Source organism: Micromonospora narathiwatensis, from assembly GCF_900089605.1.
Taxonomy (GTDB): Bacteria; Actinomycetota; Actinomycetes; order Mycobacteriales; family Micromonosporaceae; genus Micromonospora; species Micromonospora narathiwatensis.
Genome location: NZ_LT594324.1, coordinates 4,422,366 through 4,445,766 on the forward strand (window position 1 = coordinate 4,422,366; position 23,401 = coordinate 4,445,766).

Sequence of the window (23,401 nt, forward strand, 5' to 3'; positions counted from 1 at the left end):
GCCGGTCAGCCGTCCAGGCCCCGCTCGATGGCGTACCGGGTCAGCTCGACCCGGTTGTGGAGCTGGAGCTTGCCGAGCGTGTTCTGCACATGGTTCTGCACCGTCCGGTGGGAGAGCCCCAGCCGCTCGGCGATCTGCTTGTACGACAGGCCCTTCGCCACCAGCCGCAGCACCTCGGTCTCCCGCTCGGTGAGCCGGGGGGCCGCGTCGTGGACGGTGGCCGGCCCGGCCGCCAGCCGCCGGTACTCCCCCAGCACCAGCCCGGCCAGCCCGGGCGTGAAGACCGGCTCACCGGCCGCCGTGCGGCGCACCGCGTCCAGGAACTCGGCCGGGGCGGCCGACTTGACCAGATAACCCGTGGCACCGGCCTTCACCGCGTCCAGCACGCTCTGCGGCTCGCCGCTGGCCGACAGCATCAGCACCCGCACCTCGGGCAGCACGGCGCGCAGCCCACGGATCACCTCGACGCCGGAGACGTCCGGCAGTTGCAGGTCGAGCACGACCACGTCCGGGCGGGCCGCCGCGGCCACCCGGACGGCCTGCCGCCCCTCCCCGCTGGTCGCCACCACCAGGTGCCCGGCCTCGGTGAGGTCGCGGGCCACCCCCTCCCGCCACATCGGGTGGTCGTCGACCACCATCACCCGTACGCCGGTGCTCATCGGCCGCTCCTCGGTACGCTCAGCTCGATCTCCGTGCCCGCGCCGGGGGCGGAGACGATCCGCACCGCGCCGCCCAGGTCGGCGACCCGGCCGCGCATCGACTGCGCCACCCCGAGCCGGCCCTGCGCCGCCGCCTCGGCCAGCCGCCCCTCCGGGATTCCCGGGCCCTCGTCGCGTACCGAGACGGTCACCGTCTCCCCCTCGTCCTCGATCAGCACCCAGGCCCGCCCGCCGGCGTGCCGGGCCACGTTGTCCAGCGCCGCCCCGACCGCGGCGGCCAGCCCGTCGGCCACCCGGGCGGGCAGCGGCACCGGGGTGGCCGGCGCGGCGACCGCGACGTTCGCCGAGGCGTACCGGTCGAGCAGGTCGCGCAGGTCGCGGATGCCCTCGTCGTCGGCCGGCGCGGTCCCGGCGCGGCCGATCAGGGCGCGCAGCGCGGCCTCCTGCTCACCGGCCAGCCGGGCCAGCTCGCCCGCCTCGCCGTCCAGGTGCGCGCCGCGCCGCTGCACCAGCGCCAGCACCTGGAGCACCGAGTCGTGGATGTCCCGGGCCAGCCGCTCCCGCTCCCGGGTGGCCGCCTCCAGCTCCACCGCCCGTTGCAGCCGCTGCTCGGCGGTGACGGCCAGCCGGGCGACGTGCCCGACCACCACCCCGGCGAGCAGCATCAGGATCACCCCGGTGAGCGAGGACTGGCTGATCCGTTCCCGGGTGGCCAGGTCGGCCCCGCCGAGCACCAGCGCGGCGACCGCGCCGCGTCGCCGGCCGCCGGAGACCGCCCAGGCCAGCACCGGGCCGGCCAGCCAGGCGACGGTCAGGGTGGGCACGCCGGCGGCGAGCGCCGCGCGTCCCACCACCCACGGGGTGGCCACCATGATCGCCAGGACCACGCCGAGGTCGGCCAGGAGGAGCGGCCAGCGCCGCCCGGCCGGGCGCGCGTAGCCGGCCGCGGTCACCCCGGTCCAGGCCAGCATCGCCAGGAGTACGCCGCCGGCGGCGACCGGGTGCGCGTACCGGTGGGCGTCGCGGAGCACCAGCAGCCCGACGTACGCCAGCGAGGCGAACCGGAACACCGCGATCGACCGCCAGAGCGGGACCTCCAGGCCACCCGGAGACGACGGCATGCGCGACACCATGTCACAGTCGGCGGCGGATGGCGTGACGGGTGCGGCCCGGGAAACCCTGACGTACGGTGGAAATGCCGCGAAAATCACCGAGATGCACCGCCGGGACGGGGCCATGACGAACGCAGATCCCCCCGCACCGCGTACGGTTGTGCCCATCGAACCTTCCCTCCTCTTCGCCGAGGCCTTCGATCAGGCCCAGGTGACCGAGTTACGGCACTCGGTCACCTCCTGTGCGCACGCCGCGGGGCTGCGTGGCCAGCGGCTGGACGACTTCGTGCTGGCGGTCAACGAGCTGATCACCAACGCCGTCCGGCACGGCGGCGGCCAGGGCTGGCTGCGGCTGTGGCGCCAGGCCGGGGAGCTGGTCTGCGAGGTCGCCGACCACGGTCACGGGATCAGCGCCCACCGGCTCAGCGACCGCAACCGGCCCGCACCGGACACCGCCGGCGGCTGGGGCCTCTGGCTGGCCAGGGAGCTGAGCGACACCATGGTGGTGGACACCGGCGACGCGGGCACGACCGTACGGATCAGCGCGGCACTCGGTCTTCCCGAGCAGAGCCGCGGGCAGCGCGCCGAATAGGCCGGCCGCCCGGGCGGGAGTTGACGCGCGCACCGGCACGGTCTCCGCGCCGATCCCGTCAGGCGAAGAGGGCGCTCACCGACTCGCCGTTGTGGATCCGCCGCATCGCCTCGGCCAGGGCCGGCGCCACCGAGAGCACCGCCAGCTTCGGCACCCGCTTCTCCGCCGGGATCGGCACCGTGTTGGTGCAGACGATCTCCAGCACCCCCTCCTGCTCGCCCAGCCGCTCCAGCGCGCCGCTGGAGAACAGGCCGTGGGTGCAGGCCAGCCGGATCGACCGGACCTTACGCTCGCGCAGGTGGGCCATCAGCTCGATCACCGTGCTGCCCTTGGCGATCTCGTCGTCGAGCACGATGACGTCCCGGTCCGCCACGTCGCCGATCACCGTACTGATCTTGACCCGGTCGTCGCTGAACCGCTGCTTCGCCCCCGCCGCGACCGGCGTGCCGAGCATCCGGGCGAACGCGGCGGCCTCCTTGGCGTTGCCCAGGTCCGGCGAGACCACCACCGCGTTGCTCAGGTCGTACCCCTGGAAGTGGGCGGCCAGCTCGCGCAGCGCGTGCAGGTGGTCCACCGGAACGCTGAAGAAGCCGTGCACCTGCGGCGAGTGCAGGGTCAGCGCCAGCACCCGGTCCGCCCCGGCCGAGGTGAGCAGGTCGGCCACCAGCCGGCCGCCGATGGAGATGCGCGGCGCGTCCTTCTTGTCCGACCGGGCGTACGCGTAGTGCGGCAGCACGACGGTGATCCGCCCGGCCGACGCGCCGCGCGCCGCGTCGATCATGAGCAGCAGCTCGACCAGGTGCTCCTGCACCGGCGGCACCAGCGGCTGGATGAGGAAGACGTCGCGTTCCCGGCAGTTCGCCTGTAACTGCACCTCCAGGCAGTCGTTGGCGAACCGGGACACCCGTACCGGGTGCAGCGGAACGTCGAGGTGGGCGCAGATCTCGGCGGCGAGGTCCGGGTGGGCGGTCCCGCTGAACACGGCAATGTCACGCACGCCTGCCGATCGTACGGGTCCGGCGCGGGGCGGGCGACGGACGATCCCGGCGGGTACGGTGCTGCCGTGACCGGAGAATTCGTCGCCGCCATCGACCAGGGCACCACCTCGTCGCGGTGCATCGTCTTCGACCGGGCCGGGGCGGTCGTCTCCGTCGCCCAGCGCGAGCATCGACAGCACTTCCCGCAGCCCGGCTGGGTCGAGCACGACGCCGAGGAGATCTGGGCGAACGTCCAGCAGGTGGTGCGGGAGGCCCTGGCCGCCGCCGGCATCGGGCCGGACGGGCTGGCCGCCGTCGGCATCACCAACCAGCGGGAGACCACCGTGGTCTGGGACCGGGCCACCGGCCGCCCGGTCGCCAACGCCATCGTCTGGCAGGACACCCGCACCGGCCCGCTGCTGCGCGAGCTGGCCGAGGCGTACGACGAGGAGCGGCTGCGGGCCCGCACCGGCCTCACCCTGGCCACCTACTTCGCCGGGCCGAAGCTGCGCTGGCTGCTCGACCACGTCGACGGGCTGCGCGAGCGGGCCGAGCGGGGCGAGGTCCTGTTCGGCACGATCGACAGCTGGTTGATCTGGAAGCTGACCGGCCGGCACGTCACCGACGTGACCAACGCCAGCCGGACGATGCTGATGGACCTGGAGACCCTGGACTGGGACCCGGAGCTGCTCGACGCGATGCGGGTGCCGGCCGCCATGCTGCCGGAGATCCGCTGCTCGGCGGAGGTCTACGGCACCGCCGACGGAGTGCTCGCCGGGGTGCCGGTGGCCAGCGCGCTCGGCGACCAGCAGGCCGCCCTCTTCGGACAGACCTGCTTCCAGCCCGGCGAGGCCAAGTGCACCTACGGCACCGGCAGCTTCCTGCTGCTCAACACCGGCGCCAGCCCGGTCACCTCCCGGCACGGGCTGCTCACCACCGTGGCGTACCGGATCGCCGGCCAGCCGGCCGTGTACGCCCTGGAAGGGGCGATCGCGGTCACCGGCTCGCTGGTCCAGTGGCTGCGGGACAACCTCGGCCTGATCTCCACCGCCCCGCAGATCGAGGAGCTGGCCCGCACGGTGGACGACAACGGCGGCTGCTACGTGGTGCCGGCCTTCTCCGGGCTCTTCGCGCCGTACTGGCGCAGCGACGCCCGAGGCGTGATCGCCGGGCTGACCGGCTACATCACCAAGGGGCACCTGGCCCGGGCGGTGCTGGAGGCGTCCGGCTGGCAGACCCGCGAGGTGATCGACGCGATGAACGCGGACTCCGACGTGACGCTCCACCGGCTGCGGGTGGACGGCGGGATGACCGCCAACGCCCTGCTGATGCAGTTCCTCGCCGACGTGCTCGACGTGCCGGTGGTCCGTCCCCGGATCACCGAGACCACCAGCCTCGGCGCCGCGTACGCGGCCGGCCTGGCGGTCGGGTTCTGGCCGGACCTGACCACCCTGCGCGAGCATTGGCGCGCCGACGCGCAGTGGACGCCGCAGATGGACCCGGCGCTGCGCGACCGGGAGCTGCGCAACTGGCGCAAGGCCGTGCAGCGCACCCTCGACTGGGTGGAGTGACCGCACGCGGTTCGCCGCAGGACGGTTCGACCGAACGGAGAGACAGATGGCCATGCCCCTGCTGTTGCTACTCGTCATGTCCGGCCTCGGGCTGGTCGGGATCGGCTACGGGACCGTCCGGTTCTGGCGCGACCGACGCCTGCTGCGCGCGGGCCACCGGGTGCCCGGCGAGGTGGTCGACCTGCTGGTCAACAAGGTCAAGAGCGGTGAGATCTACACGCCCGTGGTGCGCTTCCACACCGCCGACGGGACGCCGGTCACCTCGTCGCCGGGTCGGTGGCGCCAGGCCCCCTTCACACCGGACGGCAAGCCGGTCACCGTGGTCTACGACCCCTCCCGACCGTCGCGGGTCCTGGTCGTCCCCGATGGAGGCACCGGCACCCAGTCCGTGGTCATCCCGTTCGTCACGCTGCTGGCGGTGAGTGCCGCCGTGGCGATCGGCGGGGTGTACGTCTTCCGCACCTTCTGAGCGCCCGGGCGCCACGGGCGCGGTCGCGCGGCGACCCTGAGGCGGGCTCGGGCGTCAGCGGTCCCGCCGCGCCCGCCTGGCCAGCCGCAGCGACACCACGACGCCAGCGACCGCGCCGAGCACGACGATCCCGCCCATCATCAACGGGACCAGCGAACGGACCAGACTCGTGGTGGCCCGCTTCGAGTTGCCCCAACCCTCGACCCGTTCACCGGGCGTCAACCTGCCGAAGGACGAGATCGGCCCGGTGGCCGTACGACCGTCCGCCAGTTGCCAACTGCCCCGGCACTCGTAGGTGCGCTCTGTCCCGGACGGAACGAAGTCACACGACTCGACCTGGACGTCGACCCGCTCTACGCCGACCAGGTCGTAGGTCATGCCGATCGGCAGCGCCACGGCGGCGACGATGAGGCCGATCGGGATGAGGATCCGCTGCCAGAGCGGGCGGCTCGCCATTCGTGCCGCCCGGTCGACCGGGTCTCCCCACCGCTGCGGCTGATGGGACGTCACCGCCGAAGGCTAGCAGTCTCCGCCCACGTCATGCCTCCCTCCTCAGTGGATGATGAGGCCGCCGCCCCGGTCGTGGTGCGCTTTGGTACGTTCCCGCATTCCGGCTACCGTCGGCACGACGCGAGTGGGACAACGACGCGAGGTGACACAGAGATGACCGCTACGACCGGGGAGCCGGCGGCGAACGACAACCCGATGGCGCAGATCGCCGCCCGGATGCGCGAGCAGATGGCACAGGGCGACGAGCTACGGAACCGGCTGGCCGGGCTGACCGGCCGGGCGGTCAGCGACGACGAGCAGATCGAGGTGGTCTGCACCGCCGACGACCCGGCCCATGAGCTGCGGATCGACCCCCGGGTCATGCGCCGCTCCTCGGTGGAGCTGGCCGAGCTGCTGCAGGAGCTAATCCGATCGGCCCGGGCGGATCTGCAGCGGCAGACCACCGAGGCGGTACGCGAGGTGGCCGGCGATCTCGGACCGCAGGCGCTGATCGGCAATCCGGCCGCGGCACAGGCCAAGCTGGCACAGCTCAACGAGCTGGTCAGCGGCCCGATGCGGCAGAGCAGCGAGCTGCTGGAGCGGCTGCGCCGCCAGTTGTCGATCTGAGCTGAGAGGACATTCCCCGCAACGCCGGCCGGCGCGTACGGCGCGCAGCGGGGGCGCATCCTTCGATGCCCGCTTGCTAGGCTCGGGCCCGGCCGGCCGCGCAGCGAGCGGCGAGGCACCCACGGGGAGGGCTGATGATCGAGGTCGACGTGGGCGCGATCCGCGCCTTGGGCACGGCGCTGGAACAGCAGACCGCACCCGGGCTGGAAGCGGCTTCCGAACGGCTGAAAGCCACCCGGGCCATCGAACACAGCAACTTCACCTCGGTGGTCCCGTCGCTCGCGGTCGCGTACGTCGCCGCGGTGGAGTTCATGGAGGAGGAGCTGCGCACCAAGCGGGCCCACCTCACCGAGATCCAGTCCCGGTTGAACACCACCGCCGACAACTGGGAAGCGACCGAAGAGGCCAGCACCATCGTGACCCGCTGAGGTAGGGACCGCATGGCAACGAGCAGTTCGGCCGCGGCCGCGAAGGTGGCCCTTGTTGAGATCACGATCGCCTGCGCGGTCATTCCGGGGGCCTGGCCGGTCGCCCAGATCGTCTACTTCAACCAGTGCGACCCGGAGGCGATGCTCAACGCCGCCCAGGAGTGGATGCAGCTCTACCGCGAGCTTGAGGTCGCCCGGCAGGGTCTGAACGACGCGGTCTCCGCGGTGTCGGCGGAGCAGTGGAGCGGCGCGGACCGGGACGCGTTCGGCAAGCACGTGCAGGCGTACGACGTGCAGCTGGTCGGCAGCCAGATCGTCGCCGTGGTGGTCGGCACGGCTTTGGTCTGTGTCGCCCTGGTGCTGCTCGTCCTGGTCATCACGTACGCGATCTTCTCCACGATCCTCTGCGCCTTCGCCGTCTTCATCGCGGCGGCGGGGGCCACCGTGGTCGGCGCGCCGGCGGCGGCCTCCGCCGAGGCGACCGCCACGTCGATCGCCGCTACGGCGCTGACCACGCTGAAGACCATCGAGGCCGCGGCCGAGGGGGCCGGCATCGGCGCTGCCGCCTCCATCGCCGGAGCCCTCGCCTTCGACGTCGGGGTGCAGTTGGGCAGCGGAAACACCGACGTGCTGAAGGATCTCGCCCAGGCCACCGTCGACGGGCTGGACAATGTGGCCGTCGGGTTCCTCTCCAAGTTGGAGCGGGACTTCGTCGGCTACGGGATCTACAGCGGCGGCAAGCACGCGGTGGGCTCGCCCAACGGGCCGGGATCCCTGATGTACGGCGGCATGACGCAGTACGGGCCGAACGGTGACGGCTACGGCACGGGCGGCGTGGTGGACAACCTCTGGAAGCGGTTCTTCGACGAGGACGCCGTCAACAACTGACCCCGTCAGTCCCAGCGGTTGCCGGTGAGCTTCTCGTAGACGTCGACGTAGCGCGCCCGGGTCGCCGCGACCACCTCGGCCGGCACCTCTGGGGCCGGCGGCTGCCGGTCCCAGCCGCTGCCGGTGGCCCAGTCCCGGACGTACTGCTTGTCGTAGGAGAACTGGGCCCGGCCCGGCTGGTACGACTCGGCCGGCCAGAACCGGGACGAGTCGGAGGTGAGCAGCTCGTCGGCGAGGACCAGGCTGCCGTCCGGCGCCCAGCCCAGCTCGATCTTGGTGTCGGCGACCAGGATGCCCCGGTCGGCGGCGATCTCCGCACCGCGCCGGTAGACGTCGATGGTGATCTGCCGGAGCCGCTCGGCGGTCTCCGCGCCCACCTTGTCGACCACCTGCGCGTAGGTGATCGGCTCGTCGTGCTCGCCCTTGGGCGCCTTGGTCGACGGGGTGAAGATCGGCTCGGGCAGGATCGACGCCTCCGCCAGGCCCCGGGGCAGTTCGACACCGGAGACCGTCCCGGTACGGCAGTACTCCTCGAACCCGCCGCCGGTGAGGTAGCCCCGGGCCACGCACTCGACCGGGACCATCTCCAGCCGCCGGCAGCGGATCGCCCGGCCGGCGAACTCCGCCGGCACGTCGGTGGCGGAGATCACATGGTTCGGCACCAGGTCGGCGAGCTGCTCGAACCACCACAGCGACAGGGCGGTGAGCAGGCGGCCCTTGTCCGGGATCGGGGTCGGCAGCGCCACGTCGTAGATGGAGATGCGGTCGGAGGCGACCAGAAGCAGGTCGTCGCCGTCGGCGTAGACGTCCCGAACCTTGCCCGAGTGCAGAAGTTCCACGGCGCCTAGTACACCACGCGGCCGGACCCGCACCCGGCGCGGCCACCAGCCGTCCCGTCGGTACGCCCGGCGGCGCCCGGCCCGGGCGTTGACACCTCCGCCCAAGCCCTGGGTAAATGATCCGTCCGCAGCAGCCGCCCCGCCCCAGGAGAGGTCCGTGCGCGCTCCGCAGTCCGTGCCCCGTCCCCTCGTCGACCGGCGGCGGTTCCTCGGCGCGCTGACCGGGCTGCCGCTGCTCGCCGGCGGGCTGGCCGGCTGCGGGCCGGAGGAGGACGCCCGGGTCGACGACGGGCCGGTCGAGCTGTCCGTGTTCTGGTGGGGCGGTACCCGCCGGGCCACCGCCACCGAGCAGGCACTGCGCCTCTACTCGCAGCAGAACCCCCGGGTCCGGTTCCGGCTCACCTGGCAGGAACTCAACGGCTACTACGACCGGCTGGCCACCCAGGCCACCGGGGGCAACGTGCCCGACCTGTTCCAGATCGACGACACGGTGCTCACCGAGTACGCCCGCCGGGAGATCGTCCTCGACCTCAGCCGGTACGTCGCGGACCAGCGGCTCGACCTGAGCGGCCTGCCGGAGCACCTGGCCCGGTACGGCCAGGTGGAGGGCCGGACCAGGGCGGTTCCCGTCGCGCAGACCAACGCCGCGCTCGTCTACAACCGCGACCTGCTGAGCCGCCTGCGGCTACCCGAGCCGCGCGCCGGGATGCCGTGGAAGGAGTACGTGCGGTGGGCCGCCCGGGTCACCCGGGAGACCGGCAACCGGGTGGGCGGCACGATGGACGCCTCCGGCGACTACCGGGCGCTCTGGCTCTGGCTACGGGGCCAGGGCGGCGAGTTCTACCAGGGGCGGCAGCTCGGTTTCAGCTCGGCCGAACTGCTCGACTGGTTCGAGTTCTGGGAGGTGGCCCGCCTCGACCGGGCCACGCCCACGATCGAGCTGGTGGAGCTGGCCGACAGCGGCGAGCTGGCCCGTCAGTTCGTGGTCACCGGTCAGGCGGCGGCCTCGTTCGCCTGGTCGCACGAGCTGCCGGAGCTCCAGCGGCTCACCGACGACGAGCTGGGCATGACCACGTTTCCGGGCACCCCGGCCGCCCAGTGGCCCCGGGCGTCGATGTACTGGGCGGCCTTCCGCGGCACCCGACACCCCGGGCTGGTCGTTGACGTGATCGACTTCCTGACCACCAACGTGGCGGCCGGTCGGGTCCTCGGCACCGAGCGCGGGCTGAACGCCAGTGTCCCGGTCCGGCGGTTCGTCGAGCAGGGCGTCAGCGACCGGTCGGGAAAGCAGGTGGCGGCCCTCGGCGCCGACCTGGCCGACCTGATGGGGCCCGCGCCCGCGCCGCCGCCGAAGGGACACGCCCGGGTGCGTACCCTGCTCGTCGCCGCCGCCGAGAGCATCCGTACCAAACGGTCGGGTGCCCGGGCGGCGACCTCCCGGTTCATGGCCCAGGCGAACGCGGCCCTGGCCGAGTGACCACCGCCGCACCCGGGCACGGCGGCCCGGGCCGGTGTTCTTTCTGGACGGCGCGGTCAGCGCGGCGGGCCGCTCCGGCGACGGGTCAGCCGCATCAGCAGGAACACCAGCAGCACGATCACGCCGACCACCACCAGGCAGCAGAACAGCCCGAAGAGGCCGAATCCACCCCGGGACCGCCGCCGGGCGGCCTCCACCACCAGCTCGCCGGTGCCCGTGGACGCCCACGCCGCGACCGGCACGAACACCGAGAGCACGATCCCACCGAGGACCGCACCGAGCCGCCCCCACCACCTGTTCCAAGCAGACATGGCTCCATCCTCGCCGAGGAGCGCAACCCGGGCCGGGCGGGGCGAACACCGTCGGCCGCGGATCACCGGCCGGTCACGGTGAGGTCGGCCCTGCCGCGGTCGAGCCCGTCGAGGTGGTCCAGCGAACGCAGCGCCGGGATCGGCGAGGGCAGCAGCCACAGTACGCACAGCGTGCCGCCGATCGCCGCGACCCACAGCGTGGGTCGGAGACCGAGCCAGCTGCCGAGCGCGCCGCCGGTCAGCGCGCCGAGCGGCCGGATCCCGTAGTTGACCGCGGAGTACGCCCCGGCGACCCGGCTGCGCAGACCGTCGGGGATGACGGCGGCCTTGAGCGCGTTGAGGTTGACGTCGAACAGCATCACCCCGATCCCGGACAGGAGCTCGGCCCCGCCCAGCAGAACCACCCTTGCCCAGAGCGGTCCCCCGGCGACGGCGACCAGGAGGATCGAGGCCGGGAAGACGACGCCGCCGAGCATGATGCTGCGGCCCAGGCCGATGCGGACGGACAGCCGGGGGGCGATCACCGCGCCGAGCAGGCCGCCGACCGCGCCGGCGCCGAGCGCGAGGCCGAGCAGCCCGGCGGGTAGGCCGAGCGTACGGCTGGCGAAGAGCACCAGCAGGGCGTTGAACACGAAGCTGAAGTAGTTGACCGTCGTGGTGCAGCCGAGGCTGGCCCGGAGCACGGGGTGCCGCAGCGTGAACGCCAACCCGTCCCGCGCCTGCCGCCACAACGTCCCCGGCCGGGCATCGTCGGGCTGCGCGGTCCGCACCGGCGGGTCCCGCCGGACCTTGGCGATGCCCAGGGCGGAGAGCACGAACGACGCCGCGTCGACGAGGATCGTCACGGGCGCGGTCAGCGCCTGGACCAGCGCGCCGCCGAGGGCCGGCCCGGCGATGAACGAGACCGACCGGCTGGCGCTGAGGACGCCGTTGGCGTCGAGGTAGCGGGGCCGGTCCACGAGCAGGACGAAGAACGCGGGGTAGGTGGTGTTGAACAGCACCGACGCGGCGCCGGTCAGGAACGCCACGGCGTAGAGCTGGGCCAGCGTGCCGGCGTCGAACGCGAACGCCACCGGCACCGTCACCAGCAGCCCGGCCCGGATCAGGTCCGCCGCCACCAGGAGCAGCTTCTTGTTCGGCTGCCGGTCCACCCAGGCGCCGAGGAAAATCGCGGCGAGGTTCGGCAGCCACACCAGGGCGGTCAGCACCGACACCTGGGCGGCGGTGGCGTCGAGCACGAGCACCGCGAGGAGCGGGAAGGCCAGCTCGGAAATCCGGTCACCGAACTGCGAGACGGTGTGCGCGACGAAGAACGACCGGAAGTCGGGCTCGCGTAGCAGCGATCGGCGCGGCGCAGCCGGGCCGATCACCGCTCCTCCGCCTCGGGCATGACGTAGCGCATCAAGCGAACGTGCCGGGCATCCGGCGGCTGGTCGGCGGCGTCCCGCGTGACGTACGGCGCGAGCACCTGCTCGATCGCGGCGTTGACGGCGGCCAGCTCGGCCAGGGTCAGCCGTACGCCGGTGTTGGACAGGCCCGCCTCGCGCCGCCACTCCGGCGCGAGGCGCGGCTCGACCTCGGCAATCCACCGCTGCGGGGCGTCGGCGTACTGCGCGAACATCGCCTGGCTCAGCACCTGGCTGGCGGCCCGCCCCTCCTCGTCGTCGGGGAACTGGAACCGGAATCCCCGGGTGCTCGCCTCCCAGTACCGCTTGCGGGCGTCCCCGGCGGTGCCGCTGTCCTGGACCAGCCCGAACCCTGCCAGGTGACGCAGGTGCCAGCTGGTCACCGAGGGTGTCGCGCCGACGTGCTCGGAGAGTTCCGTGGCGGTCGCCGCCCCGTACCGCTGGAGCCGCGACAGGATGGCGAGCCGGACCGGGTGCGACAGTGCCCGCATCGCCTTCGGGTCGGACAGCTCCAGATCGCCGTATGGGTTGCCCGGCTCAACCGGATTTCTGAGAGACATGTCTCGAGAGTATTCTCTCAGAAATTGCCCGGCAAGCCCCTCCAGTCGAATGGTTCTCGGGAACGACGAAGGGCCCCGGAGATATCTCCGGGGCCCTTCGTCATGAGTAGCGGGGACAGGATTTGAACCTGCGACCTCTGGGTTATGAGCCCAGCGAGCTACCGAGCTGCTCCACCCCGCGTCGGCTGCTTGTACAGCTTATCGCATCTCCGTCGTGGAGATCAGCCGGGTCCGGCGATCGCGGTCGCGACCCGAGGAACGGCGGAGAAACGGAACGGCCCCGAGGAATCCCTCGGGGCCGTTCCGGCGTGGTAGCGGGGACAGGATTTGAACCTGCGACCTCTGGGTTATGAGCCCAGCGAGCTACCGAGCTGCTCCACCCCGCGTCGGCCCGTTAACCGTAGCGCACGGACCCATGGGGCGCAAAACGGCCCTCAGGACAGCCAATTCCTGATCGCCTCGGTCGCCCGCCGGCTGTCCGCCTCGAACTGCGCCCGGTCGGTCGAGCTGCTCTCCCAGCCCTGCTCCCAGAGCACGGTGACCACGTCGCCGACGCGTACCGCCCGGACCAGGTGGACCTCGTCGCCGCCGACCGGATCGCCGTTGGCGTCCCGGTACGGCGTCCGGGTCTCGAACAGCACCGACTCCTCGCCGTATCCGGCGCCGTCGAGCAGGCGCTGCGTGGTTGTCACGCCCGGCGCGTCCGGCGCGACCTGCCGCGGGCAGTCCCGGACCGCCTGCCGCAGCTCCCGCAACGCGTCGTCGGCCCGACCCGCCCGGTAGACGGTGACGCTGTGCCGGTAGCTGCCGGCCGGTACGGCGTCGGCCGGGGCGCCGGCCAGCTTGAACGGCAGGGTCCGCGCCCGGCGTACCACGACCTGCGCCTCACCGGGCCAGGCAGCGCAGAGCGCCGGCAGCACCGGCCCGGGGACGAACTGGCTGCCGGCACCGGTGTCGTTGGCCGCCGGCAGGGCGAAGAAGGCCCGGTCCGGGATGCTGGTCGGGGTGGCGGCCGTCGGTCGGGCACTCGCCGTCGGCGCACCCGACGTGCGGGGCGGAGCCGGGGTGGTGGGGCTGCCCGACGACGACGGCGGGGCGGTGGGGCTGCTCGACGGCGACAGCGGGGCCGGGCTGGGCGTAACCGCTGGTGGTCCGGGCGGGGTGTCCGGTCCGGCGAGCAGGACGCGCGTGCCGACGGCCGTGCCGCCGACGAGTACGGCGGCGGCCAGCGCGCCGAGCGTGACCCGGTTGCGCACCCGACGGTCGACCCGCCGGCGCAGCAGGTTCGGGGCCGGCAGCTCCCAGGCGTCGGTGTCGGCGGCCAGCGCCTGGTAGAGGCGGGTCAGATCACGCGACATCGTCGACCTCCAGCTTCTCGTGGGCGACGCCGGGCAGCAGCTCGGCCAGCCGGGTCCGCCCCCGGGACAACCAGGACTTCACGGTGCCGGTGGGAACGTCCGCCTCCCGGGCGATGTCCTCCACCGACATGTCGAACAGGTAGTGCAGGGCGAGCGCCTGCCGGTGCCGGGCCGGCAGCCGCCGGAGCGCGCCGACCAGCAGCACGGTGTCCTCGCCGGGTGGGCCGACGTCGTCCGGTGGACCGGTGCGGCTGGCCGCCAACCGCCAGCCGCGTAACCGCCGCCACCGGTCCGTGGCCAGCCGGCTGATCACCAGCCGCAGCCAGGCCTCGGGCGCCGGGTGGGCGGCCAGCCTCCCCCACTGCCGCCAGGCCCGGGCGTACGCCTCCTGGACGAGGTCCTGCGCCTCGCCGAGGTCGTCCGCCACCGCGTGGCCGTACCGGAGCATCCGGGCCGACGTGCTCCGGTAGAAGTCGTCGAAGCTGTTCGCATCCCTCATCTGGGGCTCCCGCCTCCCGTCGGTCCACCTGCTCTGTTGACGGAGGAGGCGCGTGCCGGGTTGCGGGCGTTCCGTCCGGTATACGACAAGAGCCCGTGGCCGGGACCGTTTCGGGTCTCCGGGCCACGGGCTCGGTGATCGGGCCGGCGTCAGCCGTTCGGTGACGGCGAGGGCGAGGCCGGCGGTGACGCGGGCGGGCTGCCGCTGGACGACGCGGCGGGCGACGGGTTGGCCGCCTCCTGCGCCTGCTGGAACGCGGTGATCGCCTCGTCCAGCGTCTTCAACGCCCGGCCGTACCGCTCGAAGTCACCGGACGCCTGGGCGGCCTTGACCTCGGCGATGGCGCTCTGCACCTTGTCGGCGGCCTGGGCCAGCTCGCCGGTGAGCACCGGCGGGCTGGTGCCGCCGTCGGTCGACGGATTCCCGCCGGTGGGCGGATTCCCGCCGGTGGGCGGCGCGGGCGAGTTGCCGGGCCCCCGCTTGCCCTTCTCGACGAGCTGCTTGATGCCGTCGCTGATGTTGTTCGCCAGCACCACGTACGAGCTGCCGTCGCCGTAGGAGACCAGCACCTTCTGCAACAGCGGGAACGCGTCCTGCTGGTTGCTCTTCACGTAGACCGGCTCGACGTAGAGCATGCCGTCGGCGAAGGGCAGCGAGAGCAGGTTGCCGTACTGCACCTGCGCCTGGTTGGAGGAGAGCAGGTTGAGCTGCTGCCGGATGTCGCCGTCGTTGGTCATCTGCTGGTGCACCTGGACCGGGCCGCCGGTCCGGGTCTGGTCCGGCAGTTCCAGCACCTCCAGCTGCGGCTGCCCGTTCACGTACGACCCGGAGATCAGCGCGGCGAGGTTCTGCCGGCCGTTCGGGGTGACCGCGGCGGTGAGCTGGAAGCGCGGACCCTCCTGCCCCGGGAACTGGGTGAAGAGGTAGTAGGGCGGCTGCTTCTGCCCACTGTCCGGCGCGTCCGGCACGTTCGGCACCTGCCAGAAGTCCTGGCCGGAGTAGAAGTCGCCCGGGTCGGTGACGTGGAATCGGGTGAGCAGGTTGCGCTGCACCTTGAACAGGTCCGCCGGGTAGCGGAAGTGCTCGGCCAGCTCCGCCGGGATGTCGCTCTTCGGCAGCACCAGGTCGCCGCCGAACGCCTTGTTCCACGCCTTGAGCACCGGGTCGGTGTCGTCGAACTGGTAGAGCCGCACCGTGCCGTCGTACGCGTCGACCGTCGCCTTGACCGAGTTGCGGATGTAGTTGACGTTCTCCCGGGCGAGCTGGAAGGTGCCCCGCCCGGTCAGCTCGTCGGCCGTCTCGGACTGCAGATTGACCCGGTCGGCGTACGGGTAGGTCGCGGCCGTGGTGTAGCCGTCGATGATCCACTGGATCCGGCCCTTCACCACCGCCGGGTACGGGTCGCCGTCCAGGGTGAGGAACGGCGCGACCTTCTCCACCCGGTCCCGCGGGTTGCGCACGTAGAGCAGCTTGGAGTCCTTGTTCACCGCCTCGGAGAGGAGGAAGTTCGACTCCTGCTCCTTGAGCGCGTAGAGCAGCCGCCGGGTGAACGAGCCGATCTCGACGCCGCCCTCGCCGGAGTACGTGTAGTACTGCTCACCCCCGGTCGAGATCGGACGGTCGAACTCCACGTTGCGGTCGCCGGTCTGTCCGACGATCGCGTAGTCGTCGCCCGTCATCCGCTCGCCGTAGTAGATCCGCGGCTGCTCGGCCGGGATCTCCTCGGTCGCCGACGAGCAGCCCTGCGTCTCCTTCGCCGCCTCGCCGAGGAAGCCCGAGACGAAGTACGGGACGCCGTTGCAGACCTGGTTGGCGGGGGCGGCCACCAGCCCGTAACCGTGCGTGTAGACGGTGTGCCGGTTGATCCAGTTGCTCTGCTGCGGGGTCAGCTCGCCGTAGTTGATCTCCCGGAGGCCGACCACGTAGTCGGAGGTCTTGCCGGCGACCTTGTACCGGTCGATGTCCAGCTTCGCGCCGAAGTCGTAGAAGCCACGCACCTGCTGGAGCTGGGTGTACGTCTCGGAGACCAGCTGGGGGTCGAGCAGCCGGATGTTCGACACCACCGAGGTGTCGGTGGCCAGGCTGGCCGGCGGGACGAGGTTGCTCGCCGCGTACCCGTTGCTCTTCGCGCCGGTCAGCCCGTACGCCTCCCGGGTCGCCTCGATGCTGCGCTGGATGTACGGCGCCTCCTTGTCGCGGGCGCTCGGCTTCACCTCGAAGGTCTGCACCGCCCACGGGTAGATGCCGCCGATCGCCACCGCCGACACGCCGAGCAGGGCGAGCGCGATGCCGGGCCAGACCAGGTTCCGCATCACCGCGTTGGAGAACACGATGATCGCGATGGCCACCACGATCGAGATGTACGCCAGGATCTCCTTGGCCGGGAGCAGGGCGTTCACGTCGGCGTAGCCGGCGCCGTAGAGCTTGGCGCCCTCGTTGTACTCCAGCAGCATCGCCCGCCGGTCCAGCACGTACGCGACCGCCTTGAGCAGGACGAAGACGGCGACCAACGTGCTCAGGTGGGCCCGCGCGGCGTTGGTCATCCGGTCGCCGACGCCCTGCAACCGCACCCCGCCGTAGATGTAGTGCACGGCCAGCGCCCCGAGCAGGGACAGCACCACCACGGTGAAGCCGACGCCGAGCAGATAGCGCCAGAACGGCAACTGGAAGACGTAGAACCCGACGTCGACCCCGAACTCCGGGTCCTTCACGCCGAAGTTCCCGCCGTTGCGGAACAGCAGCCACTGGCCCCACCGGCTCTGCGCGGACAGCCCGGCGAAGACCCCGATGACGGCGGAGACCAGGGTGATCCAGGTGCCGAGCCGGGGGCTCAGCAGCATCCGGTACCGCTCCAGGGTCGCCTGCTCGGGCGAGTGCGGGCGCAACTGGGGCCGCAGCCGGTACGCCAGCCAGAGGTTGCCCGCGATGATCGCCGCCATACCGGCCCCGACCACGAGGAACAGCACCAGCCGGGTGACGAGGACACCGGTGAAGACCTGGGTGTAGTGGACCTCGTCGAACCAGAGCCAGTCGGTCCACGCGTTGACTCCCCACCCGAGCAGGGTGAAGAGCAGGAACACCCCGATCAGGACCCCGATGGTGGCGCGTCCGCGCCGACTCATCCTTGGCAGGGGGCTGCTACGCATGACCACTGTTGGCTCCGCACGCTCGATGTGATCGGCTCCGACCAGGCACCCAGAGTACGGGGTCTTCCTGGACACGGCGGGTCAAGGTCGCGTCACGATCCTCTGCACGGCCGCCACGGCGGCTCAACAGCGGGTCGGTTGCCCCCCGGCGCGCAGCGTCTCCAGCGCCTTCAGCGCGTCGTCCAACGACGTCACCTTCAGCAGCGGCAAGCCGGGTTGCGGATTGCTGACCGCCTCGGCGCAGTTGTCGGCGGGCACCAGGAACACCTTCGCCCCGGCGTGCTTGGCGCCGACCAGTTTCTGGGCGATGCCGCCGATGGGGCCGACCCGACCCTCGTCGTCGATGGTGCCGGTGCCGGCGATGATCTTCCCGCCGGTCAGGTCGGCCGGCTCCAGCTTGTCGACGATCCCCAGGGCGAACATCAGCCCGGCGCTCGGCCCGCCGATGTCACCGAGGTCGATCTTCAGGGTGAACGGGTGCGGCTGCTGCTGGTCGATCTCGACGCCGATGCGGGGCCGGCCGTCCTGCTCCCGGCTGGTCACCGTGGCGGTGCCGGGCTGTCCGTCCCGGCTGTACCCGATCCTCAGCTCGGTGCCGGCCGGCTTGGCCCGGATCAGTTCGGTGAGCCGGGCGGCGCTGGTCACCTGCTGGTCGTCGACCGAGGTGAGCACGTCGCCGGGCTTGAGCGCGTTCGTCGACGGCCCGCCGGCGGTGACCGCCTTCACCAGCACCTGGACCGGATAGCCCAGCTCGCGCAGGGCCGCCGTCTCCGCGCTGGTCTGCGAGTTCTGGAAGTCCTCGGCGTTGCGCTTCTCGACCTCCTGCTGCGACTCGCCCGGCGGGTAGACCAGCTCGCGGGGCACCACCGCCTCGTCCTTCGAGAACCAGCCGGCCAGTGCCGAGCGGAGCCGGACGGTGGGCTGCACCCCTACCGTGGTGAGCCGCAGCTGCCCGGCGGAGGTGGACGCCGGCCGGCCGGTGACCTGGATGATCTCCTTGCCGTTCGAGGTGCCGAGGGTGTTGACCGTCGGGCCGGGACCGAGCACCACGTACGGGATGGGCACACTCAGCACCCCGATGCTGAGCAGGGCGGTGAGCAGTGCACCGAGGAGTACGGTCACGCCGCGACGTCTCATGCGGCAGAGCGTACCGAGCCGGGCGTACCGCTCCGGGCCGACGACCGGCGGACTTCGCCCTCAGCGCAACGCCGGCGTACCCGACCTGCGGCGGCACGCGCGTACCGTAGATGACGTGCCTGATATTCCGTTCGGCTTCGCGCTCCCGGGTGGGCAACCACCAGACCCCAACGACCCCGCGCAGATGCAGCAGTTCATGGCGCAGTTGCAGCACCTGCTCTCCGCGCCGGGCAGCGGGCCGGTCAACTGGGATCTCGCCCGGCAGGTGGCCGCGAGTCAGCTCGCCGCCGCCGGTGACCCGGCGGTCTCGCCGTTCGAACGCAACGCGGTGGAGGAGGCGCTGCGCATCGCCGACCTCTGGCTGGAGCCGGCCACCTCGTGGCCCTCCGGCATCCGGACGTCGGTCGCCTGGAACCGCAACGAGTGGATCTACAAGACCCTCGACGTGTGGCGCAAGCTCTGCGACCCGGTGGCCAGCCGGATGGTCGGCGCGATGGGCGACCTGGTCCCGCCGGAGGCCCGGGCCCAGCTCGGCCCGATGCAGTCGATGGTCGCCACGCTGGGCGGCGCGCTCTTCGGCGGCCAGCTCGGCCAGGCGCTCGGCTCGCTCGCCGCCGAGGTGCTCTCCGCCGGCGACATCGGCCTGCCGCTCGGACCGGCCGGCACCGCCGCGCTCATCCCGGCCAACATCCGGGCATACGGCGAGGGCCTGGAGCTGCCCGAGGACGAGGTACGCCTCTACGTCGCCCTGCGCGAGGCCGCCCACCAGCGGCTCTTCCAGCACGTGCCGTGGCTGCGCGGGCACGTGCTGACCGCGGTGGAGAACTACGCCGCCGGCATCCGGGTCAACCGGGAGGCGATCGAGGAGGCGATGGGCCGGGTCGACCCGACCGACCCGGAGTCGATGCAGGCGATCGCCCTGGAAGGCATCTTCACCCCCGAGGACAGCCCGGCGCAGAAGGCCAGCCTGGCCCGGCTGGAGACCGTGCTCGCCCTGGTGGAGGGCTGGGTGTGCCACGTGGTCGACAGCGCCGCCGGCGAGCGGCTGCCCAACGTCGTACGCCTCGGCGAGGCGTTCCGCCGGCGGCGGGCCGCGGGTGGGCCGGCCGAGCAGACGTTCGCCGCCCTGGTCGGCCTGGAGCTGCGGCCCCGTCGGCTGCGCGAGGCGACGGTGCTCTGGGCGGCCCTGACCGAGCAGCGCGGGATCGCCGGCCGGGACGCGGTCTGGGGCCACCCCGACCTGCTCCCGTCGGACGAGGACTTCGCCAACCCGCAGGCGTTCGCGGCGACCAGCAGCGACCTGGACGACGAGCTGGCCAGCTTCGACTTCACCGCCCCCGGCGCCCCGGAGGAGCCGACCCCGGGCGAGGACGACAAGTCCTGACCCTCCCCACCCCGGATCCGCGCGGCATCAGGGAAGTAGTGGTCTCAGCGGCGAGTCGAGACCACTACTTCCCGGAGGTTGTTGCGGATCTTCCGCGTCTAGCGGGAGGGAGGGGAGAGGAGGGCGCGGGTGGCGTCCCAGCCGTCGAGGGCCGGGTCGAGGGCCGCCAGGTCGGCGGGGCCACGCAGCCGGTGCCAGCCGGCGGTGACGGCGACGTCACCCGGGCGCGGGGCGGCGGCGCGTACGTCGGCCGGTGCGGCCGTCGACAGATCCACCTCGGGCAACCATTCCGGTACGGGCAACCGCGCGGCCACGCCGAGCAGTCCCGGGCCGTTCCCCTCTGCCGGGGCGACCGCCACCGGGCGGCTGGACAGCGGCCGGAGCAGCTTGCCGAGGGTGAGCCCGGGCAGGTCGGGCGCGTCGGCGACCACCACCGCCGCCTGGTCGTACCTCGCCGGCTCGGTGCCGGCGCCCAGGTCGCCGCGCACCTGTTCCGCCCCGGCGTCGCCGGGCTGCCCGACGCGGCCGGCCGCCGGCGCGACGTCACCGTCCGGCCACCCGGCATCGTCGACGGGCGCGGCCCGGTCGGCGGCCAACGCCGCGAACACGGCGTTGGCGGTGGGTTCGGGCACCTCGTACACGACGGTGCCGGGCCAGACCACGGCGTCGGCCAGCCAGCGGTCCCCGGGCGGCACCGCGACCGCGACCTCCACCTCGTTGAGCGTGGCGAGCAGATCCACGACGTCCTCGGCGAGCGCTTTACGCCACCGCGTCGGATCGATCCCCGGCGGCGTCCAGCTCACCGGTCCGAGCAACGCCACCACCACACGTCGGGCCATGCCCGACCCTAACCCGGGCCGCGCCGCACCGGTCGGCCCGGCGCCGGCGCCCCCGGCTCAGCCGGCCAGCGCGACGGAGGCGACGCCCTCCAGGTAGCCCCGGGCCCGCTCGGTCTTCGGGTACCGGCCGACCAGGGCCCAGAACTCGGCGTTGTGGCTGGGCACGATCAGGTGCGCCAACTCGTGCAGGAGCACGTAGTCGATCACCCAGTCGGGCATGTCCTGGATCCGGTGGGAGATCCGGATGGTGCGGTCGGCGGGCGTGCAGGAACCCCAGCGGCCGTTCTGGTTGGTGACCCAGCGCACGCTGGTCGGGGCGGCCGCGACGCCGTACTCGGGCAGGTGGAGGTTGATGAGGCGGGTGGCCCGGGCCAGCAGTTCCGCGTCGGAGCGGGCGAGCCGGTCCTCCCGGGCGGCGAGCCGGGCCAGCATCCGGTCGACCCATTCGCTCTCCTCGGCCCGGGAGAACTGGTCGGGGATGAGCACCACGACCCGTTCCCCGTCCCGATACGCGGACACTGTACGTCGCCGGCGCTGACTGCGCCGCACCTCGACGACCGGCTTCCGCGTCCCGGCCATTACCGGTCCGCGCAGCCTCGGATGACTGTCACGAAGGCAAGCTAATGCGTACTGACCAGGGGTCCGCAAGAGTCAACACGACGACACACGCCCGGAAAATGGTGGTTGGTCGCGAGGAGTCCTGAAAATTTTCTTTGCGGTGGGCACTCGACCGGCTCCGGTCACCCTTCGTGGCGATCCGAAGCGGCCCGCCAGCCGTCACCCATCGGCCTCGCACACGTTAAGTGATCTACAGACGGGGCGTCGCGCGGGGGCGGTCCGACGGGGGATCTGGGCGCATTCACCCGGCGTGTCCCCGCCAAACTGACTTATCCGACCTAACTCGGCATGCACACTCTCGTCGTCGGCTTGCTCACAGAGTCGACGTGCGGCTGACATGGAACCGCCCAGAGCTGGGTAGGGTCCGCCAACCGGCGGTCACGAGCGTGATCGCGGAGAACACCCCGGGCGCCGGAGCCACGCGTGGCCCGCCGCAGGGAAACCGCCGGGCCTGCCCGGCGGACGAGACGAGGAGGGCTAGCGTGGCCGACCAGGCCCAGACGTACAACGGTTACTGCGTCAAGTGCAAGGAGAAGCGGGACTTCGAGGGGCGCGTGGAGGTCTCGAAGACCGGCATGAACATGGCCAAGGGCAAGTGCCCGGTGTGCGGCACAACAGTGAACCGCATCCTCGGCAAGGCCAAGGTCTGACCCGCGAGGGTGCCGGCAGGCAGGCGCCCGCCGGCACCTTCGTGAACGGGTCTCGCGGGGGAGGGTCGACCGGACGACGGTCGCCCCTCCCCCGCGTCACGTCCGGCCACTGATTGTCGTTCGGCCGACACCGGTTACCGCCTGGTTGTGGATAAGCCGGCTTTTCCTGTGGACAGCCCTGGATACGCTCGGGCGCACCTGTGGACAACGAGGCACGGACAGCACGGATACGGTAACGATTCGTGGCATGACCGCCCGCACCCCGCTCGCCCGTCCGACGCTCCTGCCGGGCCTGACCCGGCTCTGGCGGGACCGGCACACCCTCCAACTCGGGCTCGAACCGGGCCGGGCCGTCCTGCTGGAGGTGGCCAACCCCGGGGCCACCCGCCTGCTCGACCTGCTGGACGGCACCCGCAGCGAACGCGCCGTCCTCGCGTACGCGGCCACGGTCCAGGTGACGTCGGACGAGGCCCGGGTCCTGCTGGACGCGCTCCGGGCCGCCGGTCTCGTCGTACCGGCGCACAGCCTGCTCCCCCGCGACCTCGCCGGGCCGGTCCGGGTCCGGCTGGCCGACGAGGCCGCGGCCCTGACCCTGGCCCCCGGCGGGCTGCCCGCCACCCCGGCCCAGGTCCTGCGCCGTCGCCGGGCGGCCCGCGTGCTGGTCACCGGCGCCGGCCGGCTCGGCGGGGCGATCGCCGTCGCGCTGGCCCAGGCCGGCGTCGGTCACGTGGCGCCGGACCTGGCCGGCCCGGTCCGCGCGGGTGACCTGGTCGGGACCGGCCTGGCCGCCACGGAGGTGGGCCGCCCGCTGGCCACGGCCGTCCGTGACGCGCTCGACCGGTACGCGCCGGCGACGGAGACCGGGCCACTCCGGCACGGCCGCGTCGACCTGGTGATCCAGCTCGGCACGGACCGCCCCGCGGCCCTGCTGGCCGCCCGGTACGCGCAGCGCCGTCAGCCCCATCTCCTGGTCGACCTGCGCGGCGGCGTGCCGGTGGTCGGCCCGCTGGTACGGCCACCGGCCGGGCCCTGTCTGAACTGTCTCGACCTGCACCGGGTCGACCGTGACCCGGACTGGCCGACGCTCGCCGCCCAGCTCGCGGCCGACGAGACCGAGCGCCCGTGCGCCGCCACCACCCGTCTCGCGGCGGTGGCGTACGCGGCGGCGGAGGCGCTGGCCCACCTCGACGGCGGCGCTCCGGAGACCCCCGGCTGCGCCGTCGAGATCAGCGGGGCGGGCCGGCTCCGCCGCCGCCAGTGGCCGCCGCACCCGTCCTGTGGATGCTCCGGGCGTCGCCCGATCGGAATCGGCATCACCCGCTCCCGGCTCGCACCAGCAGGGGGCCCGTCGAGTCGGTAACAATG

Annotated in this window: 24 protein-coding genes and 2 tRNA genes; 10 read left to right on the plus strand and 16 right to left on the minus strand. The window is 72.6% G+C overall.

Annotation, left to right across the window (positions count from 1 at the left end; all coding sequences use genetic code 11):
* Nucleotides 1–5: 5 nt before the first annotated feature.
* A complete protein-coding gene (locus GA0070621_RS19045) occupies nt 6–659 on the minus strand; it encodes a response regulator (protein ID WP_091197774.1) in 654 nt (217 codons plus the stop codon).
* On the minus strand, nt 656–1,780 hold the full coding sequence (gene macS / locus GA0070621_RS19050) for a MacS family sensor histidine kinase (protein WP_091202620.1): 1,125 nt from the start codon (nt 1,778–1,780) through the stop codon (nt 656–658). Before macS ends, GA0070621_RS19045 begins: the two co-directional genes overlap by 4 nt.
* A gap of 115 nt (nt 1,781–1,895) precedes the next feature.
* Between macS and GA0070621_RS19055 the strand changes: the two genes are divergently transcribed.
* The gene (locus tag GA0070621_RS19055; RefSeq protein WP_091202621.1) at nt 1,896–2,363 is read left to right on the plus strand and encodes an ATP-binding protein; all 468 of its coding nucleotides are present in this window, start codon (nt 1,896–1,898) and stop codon (nt 2,361–2,363) included.
* Nucleotides 2,364–2,421: 58 nt separating this feature from the next.
* Here the strand turns inward: GA0070621_RS19055 and GA0070621_RS19060 are convergent, their stop codons facing one another.
* On the minus strand, nt 2,422–3,360 hold the full coding sequence (locus GA0070621_RS19060) for a ribose-phosphate diphosphokinase (RefSeq protein ID WP_091197777.1): 939 nt from the start codon (nt 3,358–3,360) through the stop codon (nt 2,422–2,424).
* Between the two features lie 66 nt (nt 3,361–3,426).
* Between GA0070621_RS19060 and glpK the strand changes: the two genes are divergently transcribed.
* Nucleotides 3,427–4,911, plus strand: a complete 1,485-nt coding sequence (glpK, locus tag GA0070621_RS19065; protein ID WP_091197781.1) for a glycerol kinase GlpK — start codon at nt 3,427–3,429, stop codon at nt 4,909–4,911.
* Between the two features lie 46 nt (nt 4,912–4,957).
* On the plus strand, nt 4,958–5,380 hold the full coding sequence (locus GA0070621_RS19070; protein WP_091197783.1) for a DUF3592 domain-containing protein: 423 nt from the start codon (nt 4,958–4,960) through the stop codon (nt 5,378–5,380).
* Between the two features lie 54 nt (nt 5,381–5,434).
* Here GA0070621_RS19070 and GA0070621_RS19075 read toward each other — a convergent pair whose 3' ends face one another.
* The gene (locus tag GA0070621_RS19075; RefSeq protein ID WP_157740019.1) at nt 5,435–5,890 is read right to left on the minus strand and encodes a hypothetical protein; all 456 of its coding nucleotides are present in this window, start codon (nt 5,888–5,890) and stop codon (nt 5,435–5,437) included.
* Between the two features lie 153 nt (nt 5,891–6,043).
* Between GA0070621_RS19075 and GA0070621_RS19080 the strand changes: the two genes are divergently transcribed.
* The 3 genes from GA0070621_RS19080 to GA0070621_RS19090 all read left to right on the plus strand — a co-directional run bounded on the left by GA0070621_RS19080 (nt 6,044) and on the right by GA0070621_RS19090 (nt 7,812).
* Nucleotides 6,044–6,496: a YbaB/EbfC family nucleoid-associated protein gene (locus GA0070621_RS19080; RefSeq protein ID WP_157740020.1), complete on the plus strand. Its 453-nt coding sequence runs from the start codon at nt 6,044–6,046 to the stop codon at nt 6,494–6,496.
* Between the two features lie 134 nt (nt 6,497–6,630).
* The gene (locus GA0070621_RS19085; protein WP_091197793.1) at nt 6,631–6,924 is read left to right on the plus strand and encodes a hypothetical protein; all 294 of its coding nucleotides are present in this window, start codon (nt 6,631–6,633) and stop codon (nt 6,922–6,924) included.
* Between the two features lie 12 nt (nt 6,925–6,936).
* Nucleotides 6,937–7,812: a WXG100 family type VII secretion target gene (locus tag GA0070621_RS19090; RefSeq protein ID WP_091197796.1), complete on the plus strand. Its 876-nt coding sequence runs from the start codon at nt 6,937–6,939 to the stop codon at nt 7,810–7,812.
* A gap of 5 nt (nt 7,813–7,817) precedes the next feature.
* Here GA0070621_RS19090 and GA0070621_RS19095 read toward each other — a convergent pair whose 3' ends face one another.
* The gene (locus tag GA0070621_RS19095; RefSeq protein ID WP_091197798.1) at nt 7,818–8,651 is read right to left on the minus strand and encodes a phosphoribosylaminoimidazolesuccinocarboxamide synthase; all 834 of its coding nucleotides are present in this window, start codon (nt 8,649–8,651) and stop codon (nt 7,818–7,820) included.
* A gap of 157 nt (nt 8,652–8,808) precedes the next feature.
* Here GA0070621_RS19095 and GA0070621_RS19100 point away from each other — a divergent pair, with 157 nt between their 5' ends.
* A complete protein-coding gene (locus tag GA0070621_RS19100; protein WP_091197801.1) occupies nt 8,809–10,128 on the plus strand; it encodes an ABC transporter substrate-binding protein in 1,320 nt (439 codons plus the stop codon).
* Between the two features lie 56 nt (nt 10,129–10,184).
* On the opposite strand, the gene GA0070621_RS19105 is transcribed toward GA0070621_RS19100, so the two are convergent.
* From GA0070621_RS19105 to GA0070621_RS19145, 9 genes are all read right to left on the minus strand, one after another.
* The gene (locus GA0070621_RS19105) at nt 10,185–10,439 is read right to left on the minus strand and encodes a hypothetical protein (RefSeq protein WP_091197804.1); all 255 of its coding nucleotides are present in this window, start codon (nt 10,437–10,439) and stop codon (nt 10,185–10,187) included.
* 62 nt (nt 10,440–10,501) lie between these two features.
* Entirely contained in the window at nt 10,502–11,809 is a 1,308-nt protein-coding gene (locus tag GA0070621_RS19110) for an MFS transporter (protein ID WP_091197807.1), read from the minus strand.
* Nucleotides 11,806–12,405: a helix-turn-helix domain-containing protein gene (locus GA0070621_RS19115; protein WP_091197810.1), complete on the minus strand. Its 600-nt coding sequence runs from the start codon at nt 12,403–12,405 to the stop codon at nt 11,806–11,808. Before GA0070621_RS19115 ends, GA0070621_RS19110 begins: the two co-directional genes overlap by 4 nt.
* Nucleotides 12,406–12,512: 107 nt before the next feature.
* Nucleotides 12,513–12,586 (minus strand) — tRNA-Met (locus GA0070621_RS19120).
* Nucleotides 12,587–12,714: 128 nt separating this feature from the next.
* Nucleotides 12,715–12,791: transfer RNA gene (locus tag GA0070621_RS19125), tRNA-Met, on the minus strand.
* Nucleotides 12,792–12,839: 48 nt separating this feature from the next.
* The gene (locus GA0070621_RS19130) at nt 12,840–13,763 is read right to left on the minus strand and encodes a hypothetical protein (RefSeq protein ID WP_091197814.1); all 924 of its coding nucleotides are present in this window, start codon (nt 13,761–13,763) and stop codon (nt 12,840–12,842) included.
* Nucleotides 13,753–14,262 (minus strand): SigE family RNA polymerase sigma factor, encoded by a 510-nt coding sequence (locus GA0070621_RS19135; protein ID WP_091197817.1) that lies wholly within the window; start codon nt 14,260–14,262, stop codon nt 13,753–13,755. The genes GA0070621_RS19130 and GA0070621_RS19135 overlap by 11 nt, the downstream gene beginning before the upstream one ends.
* Before the next feature lie 149 nt (nt 14,263–14,411).
* Complete coding sequence (locus GA0070621_RS19140; RefSeq protein WP_197673914.1) at nt 14,412–17,408, minus strand: UPF0182 family membrane protein; 2,997 nt, start codon at nt 17,406–17,408, stop codon at nt 14,412–14,414.
* A 123-nt stretch (nt 17,409–17,531) separates the two neighbouring features.
* Nucleotides 17,532–18,545 (minus strand): YlbL family protein, encoded by a 1,014-nt coding sequence (locus tag GA0070621_RS19145; protein ID WP_167667063.1) that lies wholly within the window; start codon nt 18,543–18,545, stop codon nt 17,532–17,534.
* Nucleotides 18,546–18,660: 115 nt separating this feature from the next.
* Between GA0070621_RS19145 and GA0070621_RS19150 the strand changes: the two genes are divergently transcribed.
* Entirely contained in the window at nt 18,661–19,929 is a 1,269-nt protein-coding gene (locus GA0070621_RS19150; RefSeq protein WP_091197828.1) for a zinc-dependent metalloprotease, read from the plus strand.
* A 98-nt stretch (nt 19,930–20,027) separates the two neighbouring features.
* On the opposite strand, the gene GA0070621_RS19155 is transcribed toward GA0070621_RS19150, so the two are convergent.
* A complete protein-coding gene (locus tag GA0070621_RS19155) occupies nt 20,028–20,768 on the minus strand; it encodes a hypothetical protein (RefSeq protein ID WP_091197831.1) in 741 nt (246 codons plus the stop codon).
* Between the two features lie 57 nt (nt 20,769–20,825).
* On the minus strand, nt 20,826–21,347 hold the full coding sequence (locus GA0070621_RS19160; protein WP_091197834.1) for a M48 metallopeptidase family protein: 522 nt from the start codon (nt 21,345–21,347) through the stop codon (nt 20,826–20,828).
* A 521-nt stretch (nt 21,348–21,868) separates the two neighbouring features.
* Here GA0070621_RS19160 and GA0070621_RS30080 point away from each other — a divergent pair.
* Complete coding sequence (locus GA0070621_RS30080) at nt 21,869–22,036, plus strand: DUF5679 domain-containing protein (protein WP_012014940.1); 168 nt, start codon at nt 21,869–21,871, stop codon at nt 22,034–22,036.
* A gap of 247 nt (nt 22,037–22,283) precedes the next feature.
* Entirely contained in the window at nt 22,284–23,396 is a 1,113-nt protein-coding gene (locus GA0070621_RS19165) for a TOMM precursor leader peptide-binding protein (RefSeq protein ID WP_091197837.1), read from the plus strand.
* Nucleotides 23,397–23,401 lie beyond the last annotated feature (5 nt).

What these genes read in the sequence shown, in the direction of transcription:
- GA0070621_RS19135 (WP_091197817.1), bottom strand. Translation starts at nt 14,262, where the DNA reads ATGAGGGATGCGAACAGCTTCGACGACTTCTACCGGAGCACGTCGGCC.
- GA0070621_RS19045 (WP_091197774.1), bottom strand. Translation starts at nt 659, where the DNA reads ATGAGCACCGGCGTACGGGTGATGGTGGTCGACGACCACCCGATGTGG.
- GA0070621_RS19085 (WP_091197793.1), top strand. Translation starts at nt 6,631, where the DNA reads ATGATCGAGGTCGACGTGGGCGCGATCCGCGCCTTGGGCACGGCGCTG.
- GA0070621_RS19155 (WP_091197831.1), bottom strand. Translation starts at nt 20,768, where the DNA reads ATGGCCCGACGTGTGGTGGTGGCGTTGCTCGGACCGGTGAGCTGGACG.
- GA0070621_RS19080 (WP_157740020.1), top strand. Translation starts at nt 6,044, where the DNA reads ATGACCGCTACGACCGGGGAGCCGGCGGCGAACGACAACCCGATGGCG.
- GA0070621_RS19130 (WP_091197814.1), bottom strand. Translation starts at nt 13,763, where the DNA reads ATGTCGCGTGATCTGACCCGCCTCTACCAGGCGCTGGCCGCCGACACC.
- GA0070621_RS19115 (WP_091197810.1), bottom strand. Translation starts at nt 12,405, where the DNA reads ATGTCTCTCAGAAATCCGGTTGAGCCGGGCAACCCATACGGCGATCTG.
- GA0070621_RS19055 (WP_091202621.1), top strand. Translation starts at nt 1,896, where the DNA reads ATGACGAACGCAGATCCCCCCGCACCGCGTACGGTTGTGCCCATCGAA.
- GA0070621_RS19070 (WP_091197783.1), top strand. Translation starts at nt 4,958, where the DNA reads ATGGCCATGCCCCTGCTGTTGCTACTCGTCATGTCCGGCCTCGGGCTG.
- GA0070621_RS19105 (WP_091197804.1), bottom strand. Translation starts at nt 10,439, where the DNA reads ATGTCTGCTTGGAACAGGTGGTGGGGGCGGCTCGGTGCGGTCCTCGGT.
- macS (WP_091202620.1), bottom strand. Translation starts at nt 1,780, where the DNA reads ATGCCGTCGTCTCCGGGTGGCCTGGAGGTCCCGCTCTGGCGGTCGATC.
- GA0070621_RS19090 (WP_091197796.1), top strand. Translation starts at nt 6,937, where the DNA reads ATGGCAACGAGCAGTTCGGCCGCGGCCGCGAAGGTGGCCCTTGTTGAG.
- GA0070621_RS19160 (WP_091197834.1), bottom strand. Translation starts at nt 21,347, where the DNA reads ATGGCCGGGACGCGGAAGCCGGTCGTCGAGGTGCGGCGCAGTCAGCGC.
- GA0070621_RS19165 (WP_091197837.1), top strand. Translation starts at nt 22,284, where the DNA reads ATGACCGCCCGCACCCCGCTCGCCCGTCCGACGCTCCTGCCGGGCCTG.
- GA0070621_RS19140 (WP_197673914.1), bottom strand. Translation starts at nt 17,408, where the DNA reads ATGCGTAGCAGCCCCCTGCCAAGGATGAGTCGGCGCGGACGCGCCACC.
- GA0070621_RS19145 (WP_167667063.1), bottom strand. Translation starts at nt 18,545, where the DNA reads ATGAGACGTCGCGGCGTGACCGTACTCCTCGGTGCACTGCTCACCGCC.